This is a genomic window from Vulgatibacter sp. (assembly GCF_041687135.1).
GTDB lineage: Bacteria > Myxococcota > Myxococcia > Myxococcales > Vulgatibacteraceae > JAWLCN01.
Genome location: NZ_JAWLCN010000006.1, coordinates 115,858 through 135,459, shown reverse-complemented (window position 1 = coordinate 135,459; position 19,602 = coordinate 115,858). Strand labels below are relative to the sequence as shown.

Annotated in this window: 19 protein-coding genes; 6 read left to right on the top strand and 13 right to left on the bottom strand. The window is 70.7% G+C overall.

What is annotated here, in order from left to right:
- Positions 1-13: 13 nt before the first annotated feature.
- The 5 genes from ACESMR_RS15480 to gap form a co-directional block, all read right to left on the bottom strand.
- Positions 14-592: a diheme cytochrome c-553 gene (locus tag ACESMR_RS15480; RefSeq protein WP_373048001.1), complete on the bottom strand. Its 579-nt coding sequence runs from the start codon at positions 590-592 to the stop codon at positions 14-16.
- Positions 589-1,659 carry a hypothetical protein gene (locus ACESMR_RS15475; RefSeq protein ID WP_373048000.1) on the bottom strand — a complete coding sequence of 357 codons (1,071 nt, stop codon included), beginning with the start codon at positions 1,657-1,659 and terminating at the stop codon, positions 589-591. The genes ACESMR_RS15480 and ACESMR_RS15475 overlap by 4 nt, the downstream gene beginning before the upstream one ends.
- Positions 1,660-1,835: 176 nt before the next feature.
- The gene (tpiA, locus tag ACESMR_RS15470) at positions 1,836-2,600 is read right to left on the bottom strand and encodes a triose-phosphate isomerase (protein WP_373047999.1); all 765 of its coding nucleotides are present in this window, start codon (positions 2,598-2,600) and stop codon (positions 1,836-1,838) included.
- A 3-nt stretch (positions 2,601-2,603) separates the two neighbouring features.
- The gene (locus ACESMR_RS15465; protein ID WP_373047998.1) at positions 2,604-3,788 is read right to left on the bottom strand and encodes a phosphoglycerate kinase; all 1,185 of its coding nucleotides are present in this window, start codon (positions 3,786-3,788) and stop codon (positions 2,604-2,606) included.
- Positions 3,789-3,904: 116 nt separating this feature from the next.
- Positions 3,905-4,906, bottom strand: a complete 1,002-nt coding sequence (gap, locus tag ACESMR_RS15460) for a type I glyceraldehyde-3-phosphate dehydrogenase (RefSeq protein ID WP_373047997.1) — start codon at positions 4,904-4,906, stop codon at positions 3,905-3,907.
- Between the two features lie 371 nt (positions 4,907-5,277).
- On the opposite strand from gap, the gene ACESMR_RS15455 reads away from it, so the two are divergent.
- The 3 genes from ACESMR_RS15455 to ACESMR_RS15445 all read left to right on the top strand — a co-directional run bounded on the left by ACESMR_RS15455 (position 5,278) and on the right by ACESMR_RS15445 (position 7,537).
- Positions 5,278-5,499 carry a hypothetical protein gene (locus ACESMR_RS15455; RefSeq protein ID WP_373047996.1) on the top strand — a complete coding sequence of 74 codons (222 nt, stop codon included), beginning with the start codon at positions 5,278-5,280 and terminating at the stop codon, positions 5,497-5,499.
- Positions 5,500-5,647: 148 nt separating this feature from the next.
- The gene (locus tag ACESMR_RS15450) at positions 5,648-7,255 is read left to right on the top strand and encodes an NAD(P)/FAD-dependent oxidoreductase (RefSeq protein WP_373047995.1); all 1,608 of its coding nucleotides are present in this window, start codon (positions 5,648-5,650) and stop codon (positions 7,253-7,255) included.
- 18 nt (positions 7,256-7,273) lie between these two features.
- Positions 7,274-7,537 (top strand): hypothetical protein, encoded by a 264-nt coding sequence (locus ACESMR_RS15445; RefSeq protein ID WP_373047994.1) that lies wholly within the window; start codon positions 7,274-7,276, stop codon positions 7,535-7,537.
- Between the two features lie 9 nt (positions 7,538-7,546).
- Here ACESMR_RS15445 and ACESMR_RS15440 read toward each other — a convergent pair whose 3' ends face one another.
- Both ACESMR_RS15440 and ACESMR_RS15435 read right to left on the bottom strand, forming a co-directional pair.
- Positions 7,547-7,939 carry a GFA family protein gene (locus tag ACESMR_RS15440; RefSeq protein ID WP_373047993.1) on the bottom strand — a complete coding sequence of 131 codons (393 nt, stop codon included), beginning with the start codon at positions 7,937-7,939 and terminating at the stop codon, positions 7,547-7,549.
- Between the two features lie 8 nt (positions 7,940-7,947).
- A complete protein-coding gene (locus tag ACESMR_RS15435) occupies positions 7,948-8,904 on the bottom strand; it encodes a hypothetical protein (RefSeq protein WP_373047992.1) in 957 nt (318 codons plus the stop codon).
- A gap of 201 nt (positions 8,905-9,105) precedes the next feature.
- Here ACESMR_RS15435 and ACESMR_RS15430 point away from each other — a divergent pair, with 201 nt between their 5' ends.
- On the top strand, positions 9,106-10,593 hold the full coding sequence (locus tag ACESMR_RS15430) for a 3'-5' exoribonuclease YhaM family protein (RefSeq protein ID WP_373047991.1): 1,488 nt from the start codon (positions 9,106-9,108) through the stop codon (positions 10,591-10,593).
- A gap of 133 nt (positions 10,594-10,726) precedes the next feature.
- On the opposite strand, the gene ACESMR_RS15425 is transcribed toward ACESMR_RS15430, so the two are convergent.
- On the bottom strand, positions 10,727-11,434 hold the full coding sequence (locus tag ACESMR_RS15425; protein WP_373047990.1) for a helix-turn-helix transcriptional regulator: 708 nt from the start codon (positions 11,432-11,434) through the stop codon (positions 10,727-10,729).
- Between the two features lie 109 nt (positions 11,435-11,543).
- On the opposite strand from ACESMR_RS15425, the gene ACESMR_RS15420 reads away from it, so the two are divergent.
- Entirely contained in the window at positions 11,544-12,146 is a 603-nt protein-coding gene (locus ACESMR_RS15420; protein ID WP_373047989.1) for an SRPBCC family protein, read from the top strand.
- Between the two features lie 26 nt (positions 12,147-12,172).
- Complete coding sequence (locus ACESMR_RS15415; RefSeq protein WP_373047988.1) at positions 12,173-13,309, top strand: DNA alkylation repair protein; 1,137 nt, start codon at positions 12,173-12,175, stop codon at positions 13,307-13,309.
- Here the strand turns inward: ACESMR_RS15415 and ACESMR_RS15410 are convergent.
- From ACESMR_RS15410 to metG, 5 genes are all read right to left on the bottom strand, one after another.
- Positions 13,296-14,399 (bottom strand): hypothetical protein, encoded by a 1,104-nt coding sequence (locus ACESMR_RS15410; protein ID WP_373047987.1) that lies wholly within the window; start codon positions 14,397-14,399, stop codon positions 13,296-13,298. The two genes, ACESMR_RS15415 and ACESMR_RS15410, sit on opposite strands and share 14 nt — an antisense overlap.
- Positions 14,400-14,472: 73 nt before the next feature.
- Entirely contained in the window at positions 14,473-15,246 is a 774-nt protein-coding gene (locus ACESMR_RS15405) for a TatD family hydrolase (protein WP_373047986.1), read from the bottom strand.
- A gap of 26 nt (positions 15,247-15,272) precedes the next feature.
- Positions 15,273-16,226, bottom strand: a complete 954-nt coding sequence (locus ACESMR_RS15400) for a zinc-dependent alcohol dehydrogenase family protein (RefSeq protein ID WP_373047985.1) — start codon at positions 16,224-16,226, stop codon at positions 15,273-15,275.
- 84 nt (positions 16,227-16,310) lie between these two features.
- Positions 16,311-17,327: a HEAT repeat domain-containing protein gene (locus ACESMR_RS15395; protein WP_373047984.1), complete on the bottom strand. Its 1,017-nt coding sequence runs from the start codon at positions 17,325-17,327 to the stop codon at positions 16,311-16,313.
- Complete coding sequence (gene metG / locus ACESMR_RS15390) at positions 17,327-19,402, bottom strand: methionine--tRNA ligase (protein ID WP_373047983.1); 2,076 nt, start codon at positions 19,400-19,402, stop codon at positions 17,327-17,329. The genes ACESMR_RS15395 and metG overlap by 1 nt, the downstream gene beginning before the upstream one ends.
- Positions 19,403-19,602 lie beyond the last annotated feature (200 nt).

The window sequence follows — 19,602 nt, the reverse complement described above, 5'->3', positions numbered from 1 at the left end:
ATCCTGGGGGCGCTCACTTCGCCGCGGGAGGCGTCGGCGTGGGAACGCGGTTCTTGATGGCGGGAACGGTCTGCAGGAAGGCGAAGATCGCCTCGACGTCCCGATCGGTGAGGTCGCGGAAAGCGAAGATGGGCATCGGCGGGAGGATGGGCCGGCCCTGGCCGAGGTGCCTGCCGGTCCGCACCGTCCGCACGAAATTCTCCTTCGTCCAGCTGCCGAGCCCCGTCTCCGGGTCGGAGGTGAGGTTGGCCGTGTAGCTGATCCCCCAGGGGCCCGCCCACGCGGTGTTGGTGGCGGCGACCGAGGTCAGCCACGGCCCCACCGGCTTCGGCGGCGGCGGCAGCTGCATGCCCTCCGGGTGGCCGGAGAGCCGGCGGCTCATGTCCGGCGCGATGCTGCCGTCTTCCCCCATCTTCAGCGGCGTGTGGCAATCGTCGCAGGCCATCGCATTGACCAGGTAGGCCCCGCGCTCCACCAGGGCCTCCGCGTCCTTCTTCGTCGCTGCAGGCTGCGGGGTGGTCTTCGCCGCGGAGGCGTAGAGGGCGGTGACCACCAGGCAGGTGGCGAGGAGCGTCGTAGCGATCGTCTTCATCTCTTCTTCCTTTCGTTTGCGTGGGAGCGGGCGCCGGATTCGATCCAGCGCCGGATCAGCTGCGCGGCCTCCTCGTCCGCCAGCGCGGTACCGAGGGGCGGCATCTGTGTCGTCGGGTCTCGCGAGGCGATGCGGACGGCGACGGCGCTGCGCGCCGGATCGCCGGGATCGATCCGGAAGCTCTCCGCTGGCGAGAGCCCTGGAAGGACGAAGCGGCTGGGCACACCGGCGGCGCTCGCGCCCGCGCCGGAGATTCCGCCGCGGACGGCGAGATCGAGTCCAAGCGAAGCCAATGGCCCCGCCTGGTTGTGGCAGGAGGCGCAATTGCCCTGCAGGTAGCCCAGGGCCGCACGGGCCTCGGGGCTGGGCGCCTCGATCCGCGGCGGCCGATCGAGAAGGGACTGCGGCAGCCCGCGGAGCAGCCCAGCTGCTGCCAGGGTGCGCAGATCCGCAGGCGAGGTCTCGTCGGCATGCGGAGCCAGCGGATCGCGGTCGGGCGAGAGCTGCAGGAGATCGAAGCCCAGGATTTCGCCGGGGGTGCCCTGGTGGCAGGCGCGGCAGTCGGCGACGCCGGGGACCTCCCAGGCCTTGCCGGCTGCAGCGGGATGCGGCGGCCGGAGCCCGGAGTCGGGCGCCAGATCCGCGTCGCTGCCGTCGGCGCGCCAGACGTAGGTTGCGTAGCGCCAGCTCCCGTCGGCCAGCAGCTCCATGTACCGTGTCTCGAGCGGCCTGCCGGCCCAGGCGAATTCCTTCCAGAACCGGGCGCCGGTCGGGAAGCGCCACGCCTCGGGATCGGATGCGTCGACGGCAGTGCCCGGCGGCAGCCGCAACCAACGGCGCTTCTCGGCGCCGTCGGTCCACAACGGGTATTGCGGCGCGTAGGCGAGCGCGTCGGGGTGGATGGCGCCCTCCCCCTCCGCTGCGTAGAGGCCGGTCTCCGTCAGCCGCTGCGGCAGCGGCGCCACCGCCCCACCCGGTCCCTGCGGCGTGCTCGCCAGGGCGCCTGCCCAGGTGGCGAGCACCAGCACGGCGAGAACCCAGCGTCCCCATCCTGCGTTCAGCGTCACGTTCCATCCCCCGTGCGCCTCGTCGGCGGCACGAGTGGAGAATGCGTGGGCGGCAGAATGTTCGTTGCTACATGTTCGCTACGCGGGCCCTAAGACTTTCCTAACGGGTCGAAATGCACGCAAAAGGGCGGCGCCCCGCGAGGAACGCCGCCCTTCCTTCCGCTTCGACCGGTCCGTCAGCGCGCCGCCGCCTCGACGATGGCGGCGAAGGACTCCGCCTGCAGCGAGGCGCCGCCGACGAGGGCGCCGTCCACGTCCGGCTGACCGAGCAGCTCCGCCGCGTTCTCGGGCTTCACCGAGCCGCCGTACTGGATCGGCATGCGGTCGGCCACGTCCCCGCCGAGGGCGCGGAGCATCCCGCGGATCGCCGCGTGGACCTCCTGCGCCTGGGCGGAGGTGGCGGTCTTGCCGGTGCCGATGGCCCACACCGGCTCGTAGGCGACCACCACCTCGGCGAGCTGATCCGGAGAGAGGCCCGCGAGGCCGCCGCGGACCTGCGTCCCCACCACGTCGAGGGTGCGGTTCCCCTCGCGCTCCTCGAGGGTCTCGCCCACGCAGACGATCGGGGTGAGCCCCGCTGCGAGCGCGGCCTTCGTGCGCTGGTTCACCGTCTCGTCGGTCTCGCCGAAGAACTGCCGGCGCTCCGAGTGGCCCACGATCACGCAGGTGGCGCCCGCCTCGCGGAGCATCCCGCAGGAGACCTCACCGGTGAAGGCGCCCTGCGCTTCCCAGTGCACGTTCTGGCCGGCGACCTCGATCCTGCTGCCGGTGAGCAGCTGCGCCACCGCATGGATCGCGGTGAAGGGCGGCGCCAGGGCGACCCGCACCCCATCCATGCCGCCGATGAGCTCACGGAGCTCCTTCGCCAGGGCCACGCCCTCGGCGACGGTCTTGTGCATCTTCCAGTTGCCGGCGACGAACGGCTTGCGCGTAGTGGCCATCGATCAACCCTCCAGCGCCTTGACGCCGGGAAGCTCCTTGCCCTCGATGAACTCGAGGGAGGCGCCGCCGCCGGTCGACACGTGGCTCATCTTCTCGGCCAGGTTGGCCTTCTCCACCGCGGCTGCGGAGTCGCCGCCGCCCACGATCGAGATCACCTCGTTCTGGGCCAGCGCCTTTGCGATGGCGAAGGTGCCGTCCGAGAACTCAGGGATCTCGAAGAGCCCCATCGGCCCGTTCCAGAACACGGTCTTGGCGAAGCGGATCTGCTCCTTGTAGAGCGACTGGGTCTTCGGCCCGATGTCGAGGGCGATGAGGTCGTCGGGGATGGTGCGCTCCTTCACCTCGATCCGCTCCGTGCCCGCCTTCACCTCGCGGCCGCAGATGTGGTCGATGGGCAGGAGGAACTTCACGCCCTTCCGCTCGGCGGTCTCGAGGAGCTTCGCCGCCAGGTCGAGCTTCTCCTCCTCGACGAGGCTCTTGCCCGTGGGGATCTCCTGGGCCTTGAGGAAGGTATAGGCCATCGCGCCGCCGATCAGGATCGCGTCGCAGCGGCTCATCAGGCTGTCGATCACCTTGATCTTGTCCGAGACCTTGGCGCCGCCGAGGATGGCGATGAAGGGGCGCTGCGGCTTGCCGAGGACCTGGCCCAGGTACTCGAGCTCCTTCTTCATCAGAAAGCCCGCTGCCTTCTCCTTCACGAACTTCGCCATGCCCGCGGTGGAGGCATGCGCACGGTGCGCCGCACCGAAGGCGTCGTTCACCCAGACGTCGGCGATGGAGGCGAGCTGCCGCGCGAACTCCTCGTCGTTGCCCTCCTCCTCTGCGTGGTAGCGGAGGTTCTCGAGCAGGAGGATCTGGCCGTCCTGCAGCTCCTTCACCACCTTGGCGACGCCCTCACCCACGCAATCGTCGGCGACGACGATGTCGACGTTCCTCAGGTGCTCGCGGAGCTTCTCGCCCACCGGGAGCATCGAATATTTCGGGTCCGGCTTTCCCTTCGGCCGCCCCAGGTGCGAGGCGAGGATCACCTTCGCGCCCTGCTCGAGGGCGTGCTGGATGGTGGGAAGCGCTGCCCGGATGCGGGTGTCGTCCGCGACCTTGTTGCCGTCGAGCGGCACGTTGAAGTCGACGCGGATGAAGACCCGCTTTCCCTGGAGCTGGAGCTGGTCGAGCGTACGAATCGCCATCGGATCCCTCCCGCCGCGCAGAGGAGCGCGGACGCGTGCCCGGTCGAAGCCTGCAAACGAAACGGGCCCCCCGTCCGACCGGGGGACGAGAGGCCCGTACATGGCGGAGGGATCGATCAGCCCCGGGCTGCGATCATCTTCGCCATGTCGACCATGCGGCTCGAGAAGCCCCACTCGTTGTCGTACCAGGCGAGGACCTTGACCATGTCGTCGATGACCATGGTGGAGAGGCCGTCGACGGTCGAGGACCAGGGCGAGTGGTTGTAGTCGATGGAGACGAGCGGCTCCTCCGAGTAGTTGAGCACGCCGGCGAGCGCGCCCTCGGCGGCGCTGCGGAGGGCGGCGTTCACCTCGTCGGCGGAGGCCTTCTTCGTCAGCACCGCGGTGAAGTCGACCATCGAGACGTTCGGGGTGGGGACGCGCACGGCCATGCCGGTGAGCTTGCCCTTCACCGCCGGGATCACCTCGCCCACGGCCTTGGCGGCCCCCGTGGTCGTCGGGATCATCGACATCGCAGCAGCGCGGGCGCGGCGCAGATCCTTGTGCGGCAGGTCGAGGATGTTCTGGTCGTTGGTGTAGCTGTGGACCGTGGTCATCAGACCGCGCTCGATCCCGAAGCTCTCGAGGAGGACCTTGACCACCGGCGCGAGGCAGTTGGTGGTGCAGGAGGCGTTCGAGAAGATCTGATGCTTCGAGGGATCGTACTGGTCGTGGTTGATCCCGTAGCAGATCGTGATGTCCGGGTTCTTGGCGGGGGCAGAGATGAGGACCCTGCGCGCGCCGGCCTCGAGATGCTTGGCGGCCTTGTCGCGGTCGGTGAAGCGGCCGGTGCACTCGAACACGGTCTCGACGCCGAGCTGCTTCCAGGGAAGCTTCTCGGGCTCCTTGATCGCCGTGATCGGGATCTCGCGCCCGTTCACCACGATCGACGACTCACGGGCCTCCACGGTGCCGGAGAAGGTGCCGTGGACGGAGTCGTACTTGAGCAGGTGCGCGAGGGTCGCGGGCGAGTCGAGGTCGTTGATGGCGACGATCTCGATGTCCTTGTCGTTGCGCTCCACCGCGGCGCGGAAGACGCAGCGGCCGATTCGCCCGAAGCCGTTGATGGCAAACTTCATCGCTCGCCTCTCTTTGTCTGAATGCGTCGCACCAGCGCGGCGCTCTCGTGCAGCGTGTCCTGCGAGAGGCGCGTACATAGGTGCGCAGCCCCGGTCGATCAAGCGGAAAACCCCTCCATCGCCCATCCGTCCTGCAGGCGACGGGCCGGTGGGTAGCGAGATACGCACCCGGCCTTGCACGCACCCGATCCGGTGCGTAAGGAGTGACGCACCTGGCCCCCCATCCCGGGTGCGGCAGGTTGACAAGCCCCTGATTTCTCTCGCTACACACAAGTGAGCGCTCGCCGTTGGCGTGGGGGTTGCTTACTCGCATGCGCTCCGCGTCGAACCAACCCGATGGACTCCCCGCGACGCGAGAAGGAGAAGCAGCCATGGTTCCCGAGAAGATGCTCGAACTGAAGGCGCAGGGCCTGCTCGCGATGAACGCAGCGGCGGACGCACGGAGCGCCCGGATGCTGGCGCAGGCCTTCTACAAGGAGCTTCGGGCCGAGGGCTTCACGCCGCAGCAGGTGATCGCTGCCTCGAACGAGCTCCTCGAGCTCCTCACCGCCGACCTCAAGGTCAAGGCCGAGCTCCCCGCCGCCGACGCCTGACGAACCCTGCGCAGCATCCTGCGCGGTCCACATGCAGCCCGGGGAGGCCCGCCACGCTTGGCCGGGCCCCGGGCCGCGGTTATAAACGCCGCCTTCCGGCTGTTGATGCAGGTCGAATTTCGAAACCTGCGCGAGAATTGAAGGCGGCATGCGACTGCGGATCAGCAACATCTCCCTCTGGCTCGACGAGGACGAATCCCTCCTCCTCGCCCGTGCGGCCCACGCCGTCGGGCTGCCTGTCGACCAGGTCTCCGCACCCCGCGTGGTGCGCAAATCCCTCGATTGCCGGAAGAAGGGCCACCCCCGCTTCCTCCACGTGGTGGACGTCGAGGTCCCCGAAGCGGCCGGCGTCACCATCGGCGGCGACGTGCAGCCCGCCCCGGCGGATCCCCCGCCGCCCCCGGTGACCCGCAAGCCCCAGGAGCGGCCGATCATCGTGGGCACCGGCCCCGCCGGCCTCTTCGCCGCGCTGGGCCTGATGGAGCGGGGGATCCCCTCGATCCTCCTCGAGCGCGGCAAGCCGATCGGCCCCCGCCGCCGCGACGTGGCGGTGATGGGCCGCGAGGGCAAGCTCGATCCCGAGTCGAACATGAACTTCGGCGAAGGCGGCGCCGGCGCCTATACGGACGGCAAGCTGACCACGCGGATCACCCACCCCTCGGTGCGGAAGGTGATCGAGGTCTTCGCCCGCTTCGGCGCCCCCGACCAGATCCTCACCGACGCCAAGCCGCACATCGGCTCGGACCTCCTCCCCGGCGCCGTCACCGGCCTGCGGGAGTGGCTCGAGTCCCAGGGCTGCGAGGTCCGCTTCGGGGCGAAGGCCGTCGACATCCTCCGCGACCCGAAGGGCCGCTGCAGGGGCGTGCTCCTCGCCGACGGCACCGAGCTCCTCTCCGACCGCGTGATCCTCGCGCCAGGCAACTCGGCACGCGACCTCTACGAGCGCTTCTTCGAGCAGGGCTGGGCGCTGGAGGCCAAGCCCTTCGCCATCGGCTTCCGGGCCGAGCACCCGCAGAAGCTCATCGACCGGATCCAGTACGGCCAGGCGGCGGGCCACCCCAAGCTGCCCCCCGCCGACTACAAGCTCGCCGAGAACCCGGTCTGCGAGGGCAAGCCCCGCGGCGTCTACTCCTTCTGCATGTGCCCCGGCGGCATCGTCGTGCCCACGCCCACCGAGGAGGGGCTGCTCTGCGTCAACGGCATGAGCAACAGCCGCCGCAACGCCCACTTCGCCAACTCGGGGATCGTGGTGGCGGTGAGCCTCGACGACTTCGAGCGGGACGGCCACGGCCGCGACGCCCTCTCCGGCCTGCGCTTCCAGCGCAAGTGGGAGAAGGCGGCCTTCGAGCTCGGCGGCGGCAACTACTTCGCTCCGGCGCAGCGGGTGACCGATTACATCGCCGGCAGGCTGGGCACGGCCCCGGGCAAGACGACCTACCGGCCGGGCCTCACCCACGCCGATCTCTCGCTCCTCCTGCCGGCCCACGTCACCGCCACCCTCAAGCAGGCGCTCCGGGGCTTCGACCGGAAGATGCGCGGCTACGTCACCGAGGAGGCGACGCTCATCGCCCTCGAGGCGCGGACGAGCGCCCCCTTGCGGATCGTGCGGGGCGACGACTACCAGGCAATTTCGGCGCCGGGGCTCTATCCTTGCGGGGAGGGCGTGGGCTACGCCGGCGGGATCGTCTCCGCAGCGGTGGACGGCCTGCGCGTTGCCGAAGCGATCGCGGCGGAGTGTGATGCACTCGCTGCCTGAACCGTCCGAGGGGGCGCGATGAAGTACCACATCCGCACGGGGAGCGGCGACGAGCTCACCGCCGATGGACAGCAGGTGGTGCGGCTCTTCCGCCAGAAGTTCCTCGAGCCCGACGACGAGATCCGCAAGGAAGGCAGCGAGAAATGGCGCAAGCTCCGGGACATCCCGGAGTACGCCTCGATGATGCGCTCGGAGAAGAGCGACGTGGCGCGGTTCAAGAAAATCTTCTTCGTGACCGCGCTCCTCGCCTGCCTCTTCATCGTGATCGCGGCGCTCTTCTGAGGGAGGGCCTCACCGGGTGAACTCCTCCCGCCGGATGAGGCCATCCTCTGGCACTTCGTAGTAGTCGCCCTTGCTCCCCAGGTAGATGTGCGCCTTCGGCCGCAGCCCGGTCGGCGCGTCGAGGCTGCCCGCGCAGATCGAGATCTTCGGCACGCCTTCCTCGTCCCAGAGGAGGCTCGATCCGCATTCGCCGCAGAAGCCGCGGCGCACCGTTGGCGACAGAGCCCACCACTTGAGCCCGCGCTGCTCGTCGAACCGGAAACCGGGCCGGTCGACCGCTGCGTACGCGCCGACGTGTCCGTGCCAGCGCCGGCACTTCGAGCAATGGCAGAACGTGACCGGGGTCATCTCGAGGCTGATCGTGTAGCGCACCGCGCCGCAGGCACATCCACCTGTCTTCATGGCTCTCCCTATAGCAGCCCAGGGCTTCGTACGGCGACGGGCGCCTCCACCAGCGCCCGCACCACCATCGTCCACGCGGCGGCGAGGTTGTCGAGGTGGTAGCCGCCGCCGCCGAGGACGAGCACCCTCCCCTCGCCGTGGCGCTCGGCGATCGAGCAGATCGTCCGCGTCACCACCTCGTGCACCTCCGGCGAGAAGCGCAGCGAGCCGAGGCGATCGCCGTCGAGGGAGTCGGCGCCCGCCTGCAGCACCACCAGCTGCGGCCGGAAGTTGTCGAGGTAGGCCACCACCTCGGGCCATTTCGCCCAGAAGGCCGATTCCTCGCTGCCGGGCGGCAGTGACACCGCGTATTTGCCCTTCGCCGGTGCCACCGGCGTCTCCGCGCCGTACCAGAAGCTGTCCGGCTCCTGGTGGATGTCGGCGACCGCCACCCGCGGGTCGTCGGCGAAGGCGGACCAGACGCCGTCGCCGTGGTGCACGTCGATGTCCACGTAGGCGATCCGCTCGAGCCCCTGCGCGAGGCCGTAGCGGATCCCGATCGCGCAATCGTTGAAGAGGCAGTAATTCGCCGCCGCGGTGGGACGCGCGTGATGGAAGCCGGCGATGGGCACGAAGAGCCGGCGCTGCTGCCCCGCGAGGAGGCGCCGCACCCCGTCGACCACCGCCCCGACCACGCCGGCTGCTGCGCCGTCGAGTCCCCGCTCCGCCGGCGTCGCATGGGCGAGCAGGCCGCTCTCCGCGGCGCAGGCCCGCCGCACGTGCTCCACGTATTCGGCGGTGTGGAAGAGCGTGAGTTCCCCGTCGCTCGCAGGCGGCGCGTCGAGGTGGTCCACCCGGTCGGCCCACGGTGAGGCGAGGAAGACGCGGGCGAAATGGGCGAAGCGCGCGCTGCCGAAGTAGTGCGGCGGGCGAAAGCCGAACGAGGCCATGCCACTTCCCATGTAGACAGCGACCTGTCGATCCATGCGGACACCCGCAGCGCAGCTGGTTGGCGAGAGAGGCCGTGCAGCATCGTCGCAGCGGCCGTGCACCGCAAGCCCCACGGCTGGTGCCCGCCGCCGGACGCCGCCCCGTGATTCGCGCGTTGTCGGTGGGGGATCGCTCTGCTAGCTTCCGCCGTTCGTTCCAGGCAACGAGGGCGCAAGACCGCGCCGAGCGGAGCACGCATGGACAAGCTGTGGGTCAAGGACGTCGAGGAGGGGCAGCGGGCCAGCAGCGTCTTCCTCGTGGCGAAGAAGCAGCAGGCGACCGGGCGCAACGGGAAGACCTTCCTGAAGCTCCTGCTCCAGGACAAGACCGGCCACCTCGACGCGCGGGTGTGGCACGACGCCGAGACCGTGGGCGCCACCTTCGAGCAGGGCGATTTCGTCGAGGCGGAGGGCCAGGTCGAATCCTTCCAGGGCAAGCCGCAGCTCACCGTCGAGCGTCTCGCGAAGACCGGCGAGCAGGACCGGGCCGAGTTCGACTACAACGCGCCGGAAGCCCCGGCAGCGCCGCAGCGCGAGGAGCCGCGGCGCGGCGGCGTCGGTGAGGCCGCCGTGCAGCAGCTGCGGCAGGAGCTCGCGCGGGTGGGGGATCCCCACGTGCGCGCCCTCCTCCTCTCCTTCATCGACGATCCGGAGATCGGGCCGCGGCTCAAGCGCGCGCCCGCTGCCAAGGAGATCCACCACGCCCACCCGGGCGGCCTCGCCGACCACATGCTCTCCTGCGTGCGCCTCGCGCAGCGCCTCGCGGATCAGTACCCGATGGTCGATCGCGATCTGCTCGTCGCAGGCGCCTTCCTCCACGATCTCGGCAAGGTGAACGAGCTCTCCTACGACAAGGGCGGCACCGGCTACACCGACGAGGGCCGCCTCGTCGGCCACCTGGTGATGACGGCGCAGTGGATCCACGAGCGGGCGAAGACCATCGGCGGATTCCCCCGGGAGCTCGAGCTCCACCTCACCCACATCGTGCTCGCCCACCACGGGCGCCTCGAGTACGGCTCGCCCAAGCTGCCGATGACGATCGAAGCCTTCCTCGTCCACGAGCTCGACGAGATCGACAGCCGGGTGAACTCCTGGCTCTCGCACATGGCGCGTTCGCCGGGCGAGCGCTGGGCGGAGCCGACCAAGGGCTACGAGTCGCTCCTCTGGAAGGGCGCGATGCCCACCGAGGAGGGCAGGCGCCAGGGGCCGGCGTGGAAGCAGCTGCGCCGCGGCAAGGGCGAGAAGAAGAAGCGCGAGCGCGGCGAGCGGCAGCAGGTGAGCGCCGCCGAGGCAGCGCTGGTCCCCGGCGAGAACGTTCCCGCCCCGGGCCCCGAGCGGCGGGAGCGCCGCGAGCGCCCGGCCCGCGAGGAGCGCGCCCCGCGCGAAGCCGCGCAGCGCGAGGGCGGCGCCGAGCGCCGCGGGCCCGGACCGAAGATCCTCAAGCGCGCCGAGGGCGGCGCACCACGGGGCGGCGAGGCCAAGCTCACCTTCAAGCCCTTCTCGGCGCTGACCGAGGAGCCGGAGACGCCGGGCGCCGAGGGCGAGCTCACGCCGATGCCGGTGGAGACCGGCGCCGGTGCGGAGGAGTCGGTGATGGCACAGCCCGAAGCCGCCACAACCGAGTCGCTGCCGGAGACCGGCCCGGAGGAGACGCCGGCCAGGCTGGAGCCGGAAGGCAACGCCTGATCCGGACTTCGTAGCACGTGGAATCGCCCGCTGGCTCCGTGGCCGGCGGGCGTTTCGCGTTGGGGGAAGCCGGCGATCGTCGGAGCGCCGGTTCGGGCGGAGTCGACGATTGCCGCGCTGGAACGGCCGCCGCTCAACCTGCCAGCGACCGCCACTCGGGCCCTTCCGGGATCTGCGAGCGGATCAGCTCGAAGTCGGGTCGGAACTCGATGCGCCGGACCACGCGTGGCCGGGCGATCCGGTCCATCCGGAACATCCGGGGCTCACCCTTCTCCACGTCCCGCGCGAGCACGTACCAGACCGGCGTATTCACCAGCAGTCCGTGCGGCTCGATCTTCCGGTTGGTCTCCCGCCCCTCGCGATCCCGGTAGTGGAAGGCGAGCCCGAATCCGCCCGAGAATGCCTCTTCGAAGATGCGCAGCAGCTCCGGCGGCGGCAGCCCGGCGCCGGCGCGGATGGTCGAGCTGCTGGGGGGGCCGACGATCACGCGCCTGCACAGAACCCGCATGTCGCTCGCTTTCGCTGGCGGAAGGCTCGCGAGCAGCTTGGAGAGGGCGGAGGTCGCGGCCTCCCCCCACGGCAGGTCGCTGGCTTCGCGGGAGAGGCGCGCGGCGAGCCAGAGCGCCACCACCTCCGTGACCGCGAGATGCACCGCCGCGACACCCCGCTCCCTCTCGAGCCGAATCCCGCCGCCCGGGCCGGCCTCCCCCGAGATCGGCATCCCGCGCTCGCGAAGCGTCGCCAGATCCCGCAGCACGGTGCGGGGACTGACCTCGAGCTGCGCCGCCAGGGTCCCGACCGTCGTGGCATCGCTGCCGCGCAGCAGGTCGGCGAGCTCCATCAATCGAACCGCACGCGACATATGGCGACAGAAACTGTCATGGATCGGAGCTAGGGAAAAGGGCTCCGGCGGCGCAGCGAGCGCCGCTCGGCGAATGGAGACCGACGAGATGAAACCGATCCGCTCCCGACACGCCCCGCTCCTCGCCCTGTCTGTCGTTCCCGTGCTCCTCACCGCAGGCTGCGCGACCGCCGTACATCCCGGCCCAACCCGCGCCGACGCAGCGGAAGTTCCGGCAGCCGCTGCCTTCACCTCCAGCCCGCTGCGCAACCGGATCCGGGTCCACCTCGAGGCGGATGTCGCCACGGTATGGGCCCTGGTGGGCGACCACACCCGCCTTCCGGAGTACAGCGCCGGTCTCGAGCGCGTCGAAGCGAGCGCCACCGGGGACGAGCGCATCTGCCACTTCCGCCCCGCCGCTCCGGACGAGGGCAGCTCGTCCCTCCGCGAGGAGGTGCGCTGGTACGCTGCCGGCACCGGCTACGCCACGAGCGCCGAGGAGCCGAACGCCTTCGGGATCACCGGCGATCTCACCCTCGTCCTCGTGCAACCCACCGCAGGAGGAACGGCGTTCACCTGGGAGCAGCACTACGATGCCGAAGACCTGCCCGCGATGAAGACGGCATTCGATCAGGCGCTCTCCGACATCGCGGAGCAGCTGGTCGGACGCTTCGGCGGCAGGATCACCGAGCGCTTCGTCGAGGGTGCTTGAGCGTCCGCGATCCGAGGAGCAGCGCAATGCCCACGAACCTCAAGGACATCCTCGACGCAGGCGCCGCTCGCGCGATCGCCGACGACCTGCACCGCGTCTGGCCGGCGCTCGATCGCGCCGCCTTCGCCGCCGACTGCCTCGCCGGCCTCGACGCGCTCGAGCTCAAAGCGCGCGCGTGGCAGATCGCGGCGGCGATGCACCGCCACCTGCCCCAGCCCTTCCCGCTGGCGGCGGAGGTGCTCGGCGCGTCCCTGGGCGCGGAGCTGCCGCAGCGCGAGCTCTCCGGCACGTCGACCCTGCGCTACCTGCCCCACGGCTGCTTCGTGGAGAAATACGGCGTCGACCACTTCGAGGAGGCGATGGCGGTGCAATACCAACTCACGAAGCGCTTCACCGCCGAGTTCAGCATCCGGGCCTTCCTCGAGAGGTACCCGGGCCCCACCCTGGAGCGCCTCCGGATCTGGGCCACCGACGAGAACGTGCACGTGCGCCGGCTCGTCTCCGAGGGGACCCGCCCCCGCCTCCCCTGGGCGCGGCGGCTGCGAGCCTACCAGGCCGATCCGACACCGGTGGTCGAGCTGCTCGAGCTGCTGAAGGACGACCCCGAGCGCTACGTGCAGCGCTCCGTCGCCAACAACCTGAACGACATCGGCAAGGACCACCCGGCGTTGGTGACCGAGATCTGTCGGCGCTGGCTGGAGGATGCGCCGGCGGGCCGCCGCTGGATCGTGGGCCACGCGCTCCGCTCCCTGGTCAAGAAGGGGGATCCGCAGACGCTCGAGGCGCTGGGATTCGGTGGCGCGCCGCAGGTCGAGATCGGCAGCCCCACACTCACGCCTCGCCAGGTCCGCCTCGGGGAGGAGCTGCGCTTCTCCTTCGAGCTCACCAGCACGGGGCGCACCGCGCAGGAGCTGCTCGTCGACTTCGCCGTCCACTTCGTCGGCGCACGGGGCGCCAGCAGGCGGAAGGTCTTCAAGCTGCGGCGCGTTGGCCTCGGGCCGCTCGAGACGGCCCACCTCGCGGGGACGGTTTCATTCGCCGAGATGACGACCCGGAAGCACTACCCGGGCCGCCACCGGATCGAGGTGCTCGTCAACGGCCAGGCCTACCCGCTGGCGAGCTTCGACGTGCTCGGTTCACACGCCGCGGCTACTCGGCGCTGAGGACGTCCTGCACCGCCTGGAGGAGGCTCGCCTCGTCGCCGGCCAGGTGGATCCCCGAGGGATGCCCGGAGACGAGGCCGCCCGCTGCAGCGACCCAGCCCATCCCTGCGAGCGCGTCGTCAGTGGCGGTCACCGACACCACCGCCGTGCGCACGCCGCCCGCGCGGAGCTGCTGCACCGCCTCGACGCCGGCATCCGCGTCGAGGCAGAAGCGGCCGTCGAGGAGGTTCCCTTCCTCGCGGAAGGCGATCGGGGCGCCGCCGTCGGCGCTGGGACAGCCGTACTCGCTGGCGCAGGTGCAGGGCATCGCGTGATCGACGTTGCAATTCATCGGGCCGTCGGTGACCAGCACCACCCGCGTCTCGCTGCCCGCGGCGCCCAGCAGCTCGGCGGCGAGGGCGTCGGGGCTGCTGCCCGGCGAGACGAAGAGCGCAGGTGCACCGCAGCTGGCGTCGTCGCCGCCGACCCCGGCGACCACGAGGCCGACCTTCTGCGCGGGCGCCATCCAGGAGGTGTCGGCGAGGACCGCCCGCACCACGCCCCAGCGGCTCGCGCCCGTGGCGTCGAGGCTGCCGTCGCCATCGGAGTCGCAGCTCCCCTCCCCTGCACCGCCCGCCGCGCAGATCTGCATCGAACCGGAGCGGTCGACCACGAAGACGACGTCCGCCAGCGGCTGCATCTCGACGCAGCTGCCCCCTTCGCAGATCTGCCCCGCGTCGCACTGTCCGTCGGCAGTGCAGGGACCGCAGCTGCCCGCCGCGCTGCAGACTTCACCCGCGTCGCAGTCGCGGTTGCCGGCGCAGGCGACGCAGATGCCGAGGTCGCAGATCGGCTTCTCCTCGCTGCAACCGGCGTCGTCCTGGCAGTCGCGGCCCCAGCAGGCGCCTTCCAGGCAGAAGGGCCGCTCGGCGGTGCAATGCGCGGTCTCGGTGCAGGCCACGCAGCGCCCTTCGGCAAAGAGCGGCGTCGGCAGGCTGCACTCGTCCTGGGTGACACAGCGGCCGTCGTCGCCGGCGCCCCCTCCCCCACCGTTCGACGAATCACAGGCTGCAAGCAACGAGACGCAGAGCGCGAGCATCCACCGCCGCATCCCCCTCCCGGGAAATAGGTTCGAGGAGGGGATTTATCGCCGGAGCGGGACCGCCGCCGTAACCACCCGCCAGCTACGCCAGCCGGAAGAAGCGGCGGGTGTTCTCCGCGGTGGCGGCGGCCACCTCTTCCACGGAGAGGCCCTTCACCTCTGCCACCTTCTCGGCGACGTGGCGCACGTACGCCGGCTCGTTGCGCTTGCCGCGGAAGGGGATCGGCGCGAGGTAGGGGCAATCGGTCTCGATGAGCAGCCGGTCGAGGGGAACGATCCGCACCGCCTCCCGGAGATCGTCGGCGTTCTTGAAGGTGAGCACGCCGGCCACCGAGATGTGCAGGCCGAGATCGAGGTAGGCCCGCGCCCGCTCCGGCCCGCCGGTGAAGCAGTGGATCACGCCGGCCTCGGGCGACGCCTCGCGGAGAATCATCACCGTGTCGTCGTCCGCCTCGCGGGTGTGGACCACCACCGGCTTGCCCAGGCGCTTCGCCAGGTCGAGCTGGTGGCGGAACCACCGCCGCTGCTCCTCCCGCGGCGAGTAGTCGTAGTGGTAGTCGAGGCCGGTCTCGCCCACCGCCATCGTCTCGGGCAGCGCCGCGAGCTCCTCGAGCTTCTCCCAATCCGCAGCAGGCACCTTCGCCACCTCGTGGGGATGGATGCCGACGGTGGCGTGGAAGAGGTCGGGGTAGCGCGCGGCGAGGGCGTGGGCGCCGCCGAAGTCGCCGGGGGCGTGCCACTGGCCCACGGCGATCATCTTCGTGATCCCGGCGGCGCGGGCCCTGGCGATCACCTCGTTCCGGTCGGCTTCGTACTGGCTGGCGTCGAGGTGCGCGTGCGCGTCGATGAGCTCCATGGTCCCGCCCAATAGCGCGCCCTGCCCTACCGCGCCACCTCGAGGATCACCTTGCCCCTGCCGTGGCCGGAGTCGAGGCGCCGGTGGGCCTTCGCGATCTGATCGAGGGGCAGCACCTCGTCGATCACCGGCACGAGCTGCTTGCGCTCGAGCAGCCGCGAGAGCTCCTCGAGGCGCCGCCGCTCCCGGTGGAGGAAGACGCCGTGCAGGGTGATGTTCTTCTGGTAGGCGGCGGAGAGATCGCCCACGGGCCCGAGGATGAAGGCGATGCGCCCGAAGGGCCGGGTCACCTGGCAGCTGTCCGGGGTGACGTCGCCGCCGACCAGATCGAGCACCGCGTCCACGCCTGCGCCGCCGGTCGCCTCGAGCGCCGCCTCGAAGACGTCGTACTTCGTGTAGTCGATCGCAGCGTCGGCGCCGAGCTGCCGCAGGGTGTCGAGGTTTCCCCCGGAGGCGGTGGCGATCACCCGCGCGCCTGCGGCCCGGGCGATCTGCACGGCGAAGGTCCCCACCCCGCCGGCGCCGCCGTGGATCAGCACCGTCTCCCCGGGCTGCACCTGCATCCTGCGGACGATCGCCTCCCAGGCGGTCCCGCCTGCGAGCGGCACCGCCGCCGCCTCGACGTGGGAGATCGACGGCGGCTTGCGGGCGACGATCGAAGCCTGCACCACCGTGTAGTCGGCGTAGGTGCCGTGCTCGTTGCCGAAGATCTCGGGGGTGAAGAAGACCTCGTCGCCGGGCCGGAAATCCCCGGCCCCGGGGCCCACCGCCTCCACGACCCCGGAGGCGTCGTAGCCGATCACCGCCGGCAGCGTGATCCCCGCCCAGCTCCCGGCAGCCCGCACCTTGGCGTCGACGGGGTTGGTGCCGGAGGCGATCACCCGCACCAGCAGCTCCCCCGGCGCCGGAGACGGCCGGTCGATCTCCTTCAGCTGCAACACCTCCGGATCGCCGAAGCGCTCCAGCACCATCGCGCGCATGCCGCTCCCCCTGCAGGCAAAGACCCGAGGCGCACGATTGCCGTGCAGGCGGGGGCTGCCTACCGCCCGGGCGGGCAGGCTGCGTCAGTCGCCGTGCAGCTCGTCGCCGGAGAGGGGCAGGTAGAGCCGGATCTCGCGCTGGGGCTTGCCCCACAGCGCGAGGCAGGCCTGCACCACCCGTCCCACCCGCTGGTCGCGGATCTGCTCGCGGGCCTGGAGGAGCACGCCCTCCGCCGCGGCGGTGCCGAGGAGGAGCAGCCCCTCCGCCGCGTCGCTGCGCACATCGACGTCCTCGGATTCGTCGAGGAGCACGTCGCTGCAGGAGGGGAAGGCGGAAGCGGCCTGCATCGACGCGAGGGCGCGCAGCGCCGTGCCGCGCAGCGTATCCTTGCGGTCGGCTGCAGCCTGCACGAGGAGCGGCTCCGCCTCGGCGATCCCCAGCTCGCCGCAGAGTTCCATCGCCAGGGGACGATCCATACCCGTCTTCCCGGTGCGCTCCACCAGATGGGTCCTCCCGCCAGCGTCGCCGAGGGCGGCGAGGACGCCCGCTGCTGCCACCCGCTCGAAGCGCGAAGTGAAGAGCCCGCCGAAGATCCGGCGCACCGCCTCCGCCACCGCACCCCGTTCGTCCGCAGCAGCGATCTGCCGAAGGGCGTGCAGCGCCTCCTCGCGGGTCGCCCGCTTCTCCAGCGCCTCCACCAGCACGTCGAGGCCGCGGGCGTCGCCGCCGAAGGCCAGCGCCGAAGCTGCGGTGGTCCGCACCCGCAGATCCTCGTCGCGGAGGCGCGGGACCAGCGCCTCCGCCACCTCGGGAAGGCCCAGCGGCCCCAGCGTGTGGATCACCTGGAGGCGCACGCCCGGCGAGGGATCCTCGAGGAGCCGCGCCACCCGATCGACGTGGGCGAGCTCGTCGTCGCAGACGATCGCCCCCACCACCGCCTGCCCGCGGACCGCCGGCGACTCGTCGCTCAGCAGGGTGAGGAAGCGCATGCCGAAGCGCTCCCGCGCCTCCGGGTCGGCGCGGCAGAGCTCGACCAGATCCGCCGCCGCCTCCGCCCGCACCTTGGGCCGCTCGTCTTCGAGTCGCTCGACGATCTCCATCACTTCACCCGCGAGCCGGGGGCGACGCCTGGGACCTCGGCGAGGACCACCTTGCCGGTGTCGCCGCCGCCGGCGAGCAGCATGCCGCGGCTCTCGATCCCGCGGATGGTGCGCGGCGCGAGGTTCGCCACCACCACCACGTACTTGCCGGGGAGCGCCTCGGGCTCGTAGTGCTCGGCGATGCCGGCGGCGATGGTCCGCGGCGCCTCCTCACCCACGTCGATGGTGAGCTTGAGCAGCTTGTCGGCCTTGGGCACGCGCTCCGCGGCGAGCACGTGGCCGACGCGGAGCTCCACCTTCACGAAGTCGTCGAAGCTGATGATCCCCTCGGGCGCAGGCGCTGCCACCTTCTTCTCCGCTGGCGCCACCTTCTCGATCTGCGGCTGCTTCTTCACCGGCGGCACCGCCGGCGTGGCTTCCGCCCCGGGCTCCGGCCAGAGGGCGTCCAGCTTCGCGTCGTCGATCGGCGTCGCGAGGTGCGAGAGCTCGCCCAGCACCGTGTCGGAGGCCACCAGCCAATCCGCCCCAGCGGCGATCTTCGCCGGATCGAAGGTGGCGCCGCCGAGCATCTCGGCGAGCCGCACCGACGAGCGCGGGAGGATCGGCGTCAGCCAGGTGCCGATGACGTACGCCACGTTGGCGCAGAGGGCGAGGTCGCGGTGCGCGCCCTCCACGTCGCCCTGCTTCCGCTTGGTCCACGGCGCCCGGTCCTGCAGGTATTTGTTCGCCTCGAAGCCGAGCTGCACCAGCGCCTGCGTCGCCTCCCGGAGCTCCACCGCCTCGTAGGCCTGGTGGATCTTGCCGGAGTGCTCGAGCACCCGGGCCCAGAGCTCCCGCGAGGCCGGATCGTCCGAGGGGATGCCGACGTTGGGGAAGTCCTTCTTCAGCGGCGTGAGCGAGCGGGCCACGAAGTTGGCCAGCGTCTTCACCAGCTCCGCGTTGACCCGGTTCTTGATCTCCTCCTTGGCGAGCGGCACGTCGTAGGGCCCGGCGCCGAGGTTGGAGGCGTAGAACCAGCGCAGCGCCTCGGGATCGAGGCCGGCGTCGAGGTATTCGCGGGCGGTGACCAGGCGGCCGCGGCTCTTGGAGAGCTTCTCGCCGCCGAGGGTGAGCATGCCGTGGACCTGGATCTTGTCCGGCACGTGCAGGCCCGCTGCGTGGAGCATCGCCGGCCAGAAGAGGGCGTGGAAGTAGACGATGTCCTTGCCGATGAAGTGGACGATCCGGCTGTCGGCGTCCTTGTTCCAGAAGTCGGCGAGGGCCCGCTCCTCTCCCACCAGGTGCTCGGTGGAGGAGAGGTAGCCGATCGGCGCGTCGAGCCAGACGTAGAAGTATTTGCCCGGCGCCCCGGGGATCTCGAAGCCGAAGTAGGGGCCGTCGCGGGAGACGCACCAATCCTGCAGGCCGCCCTCGAGCCAGCCCTTGATCGAGTTGCGGATCGAGGGATGGAGCACGCCTTCGCGGGAGGTGAAGTCGGCGAGGAAATCCTTGAAGTGGTCGAGCTTGAAGAAGAAGTGCCGCGAGGTCCTGCGGACCGGCGGGTTCCTGCAGAGCGAGCAGTACGGGTCTTTGAGCTCGGTGGAGGCGTAGGCCTTGTTGCAGACCTCGCAGACGTCGCCGTACTGGTCCGCAGCGCCGCAATTCGGGCAGGTGCCCTTCACGAAGCGGTCGGGCAGGAAGCGGACGTCGTGCTCGCAGAACCACTGCTCGAGGGGCTTCTCCTCGATGTGGCCGCCGGCCTGCAGACGCCGGAAGATCTCCTCGGCCCAGCGACGGTTCTCCGGCGAGTGCGTGGTGTAGAAGGTGTCGAAGCCGATCAGGAACTCCCGGAAGGCCTCGAGCTGCTTCTCCCGCCACTGCGCCACGAAGGCGTCGGGCGCCATGCCGTTCTTCGCCGCGTTGATCTCGATCGGCGCGCCGTGGGTATCCGAGGCGCAGACGTAGGTGGCGTCCTGGCCGCTCAGCTTGAGGAAGCGCACCCAGATGTCGGTCTGCAGGTATTCGACCAGGTGGCCGAGGTGGGCGGGACCGTTGGCATAGGGCAAGGCGCTGGTGACGAGGATCTTCTTTGCCACGGCTCCTCCATCGCGGGCGGTCGGCAAGGCGCAAGGGGACCGCTCGGAAAAGCGGGTCCCTTACCGCGACGGCCAGGTGGGGTCAAAGCCGAATTCCCTGCGGAACCGGCCCGGAACGGCGCCCGGACCGCTGCCCGTGGCCAGCCGCCAGGGACGCCGATTCAGGAGAACACCTACCCGTTCGGGGAATTCCACACGGG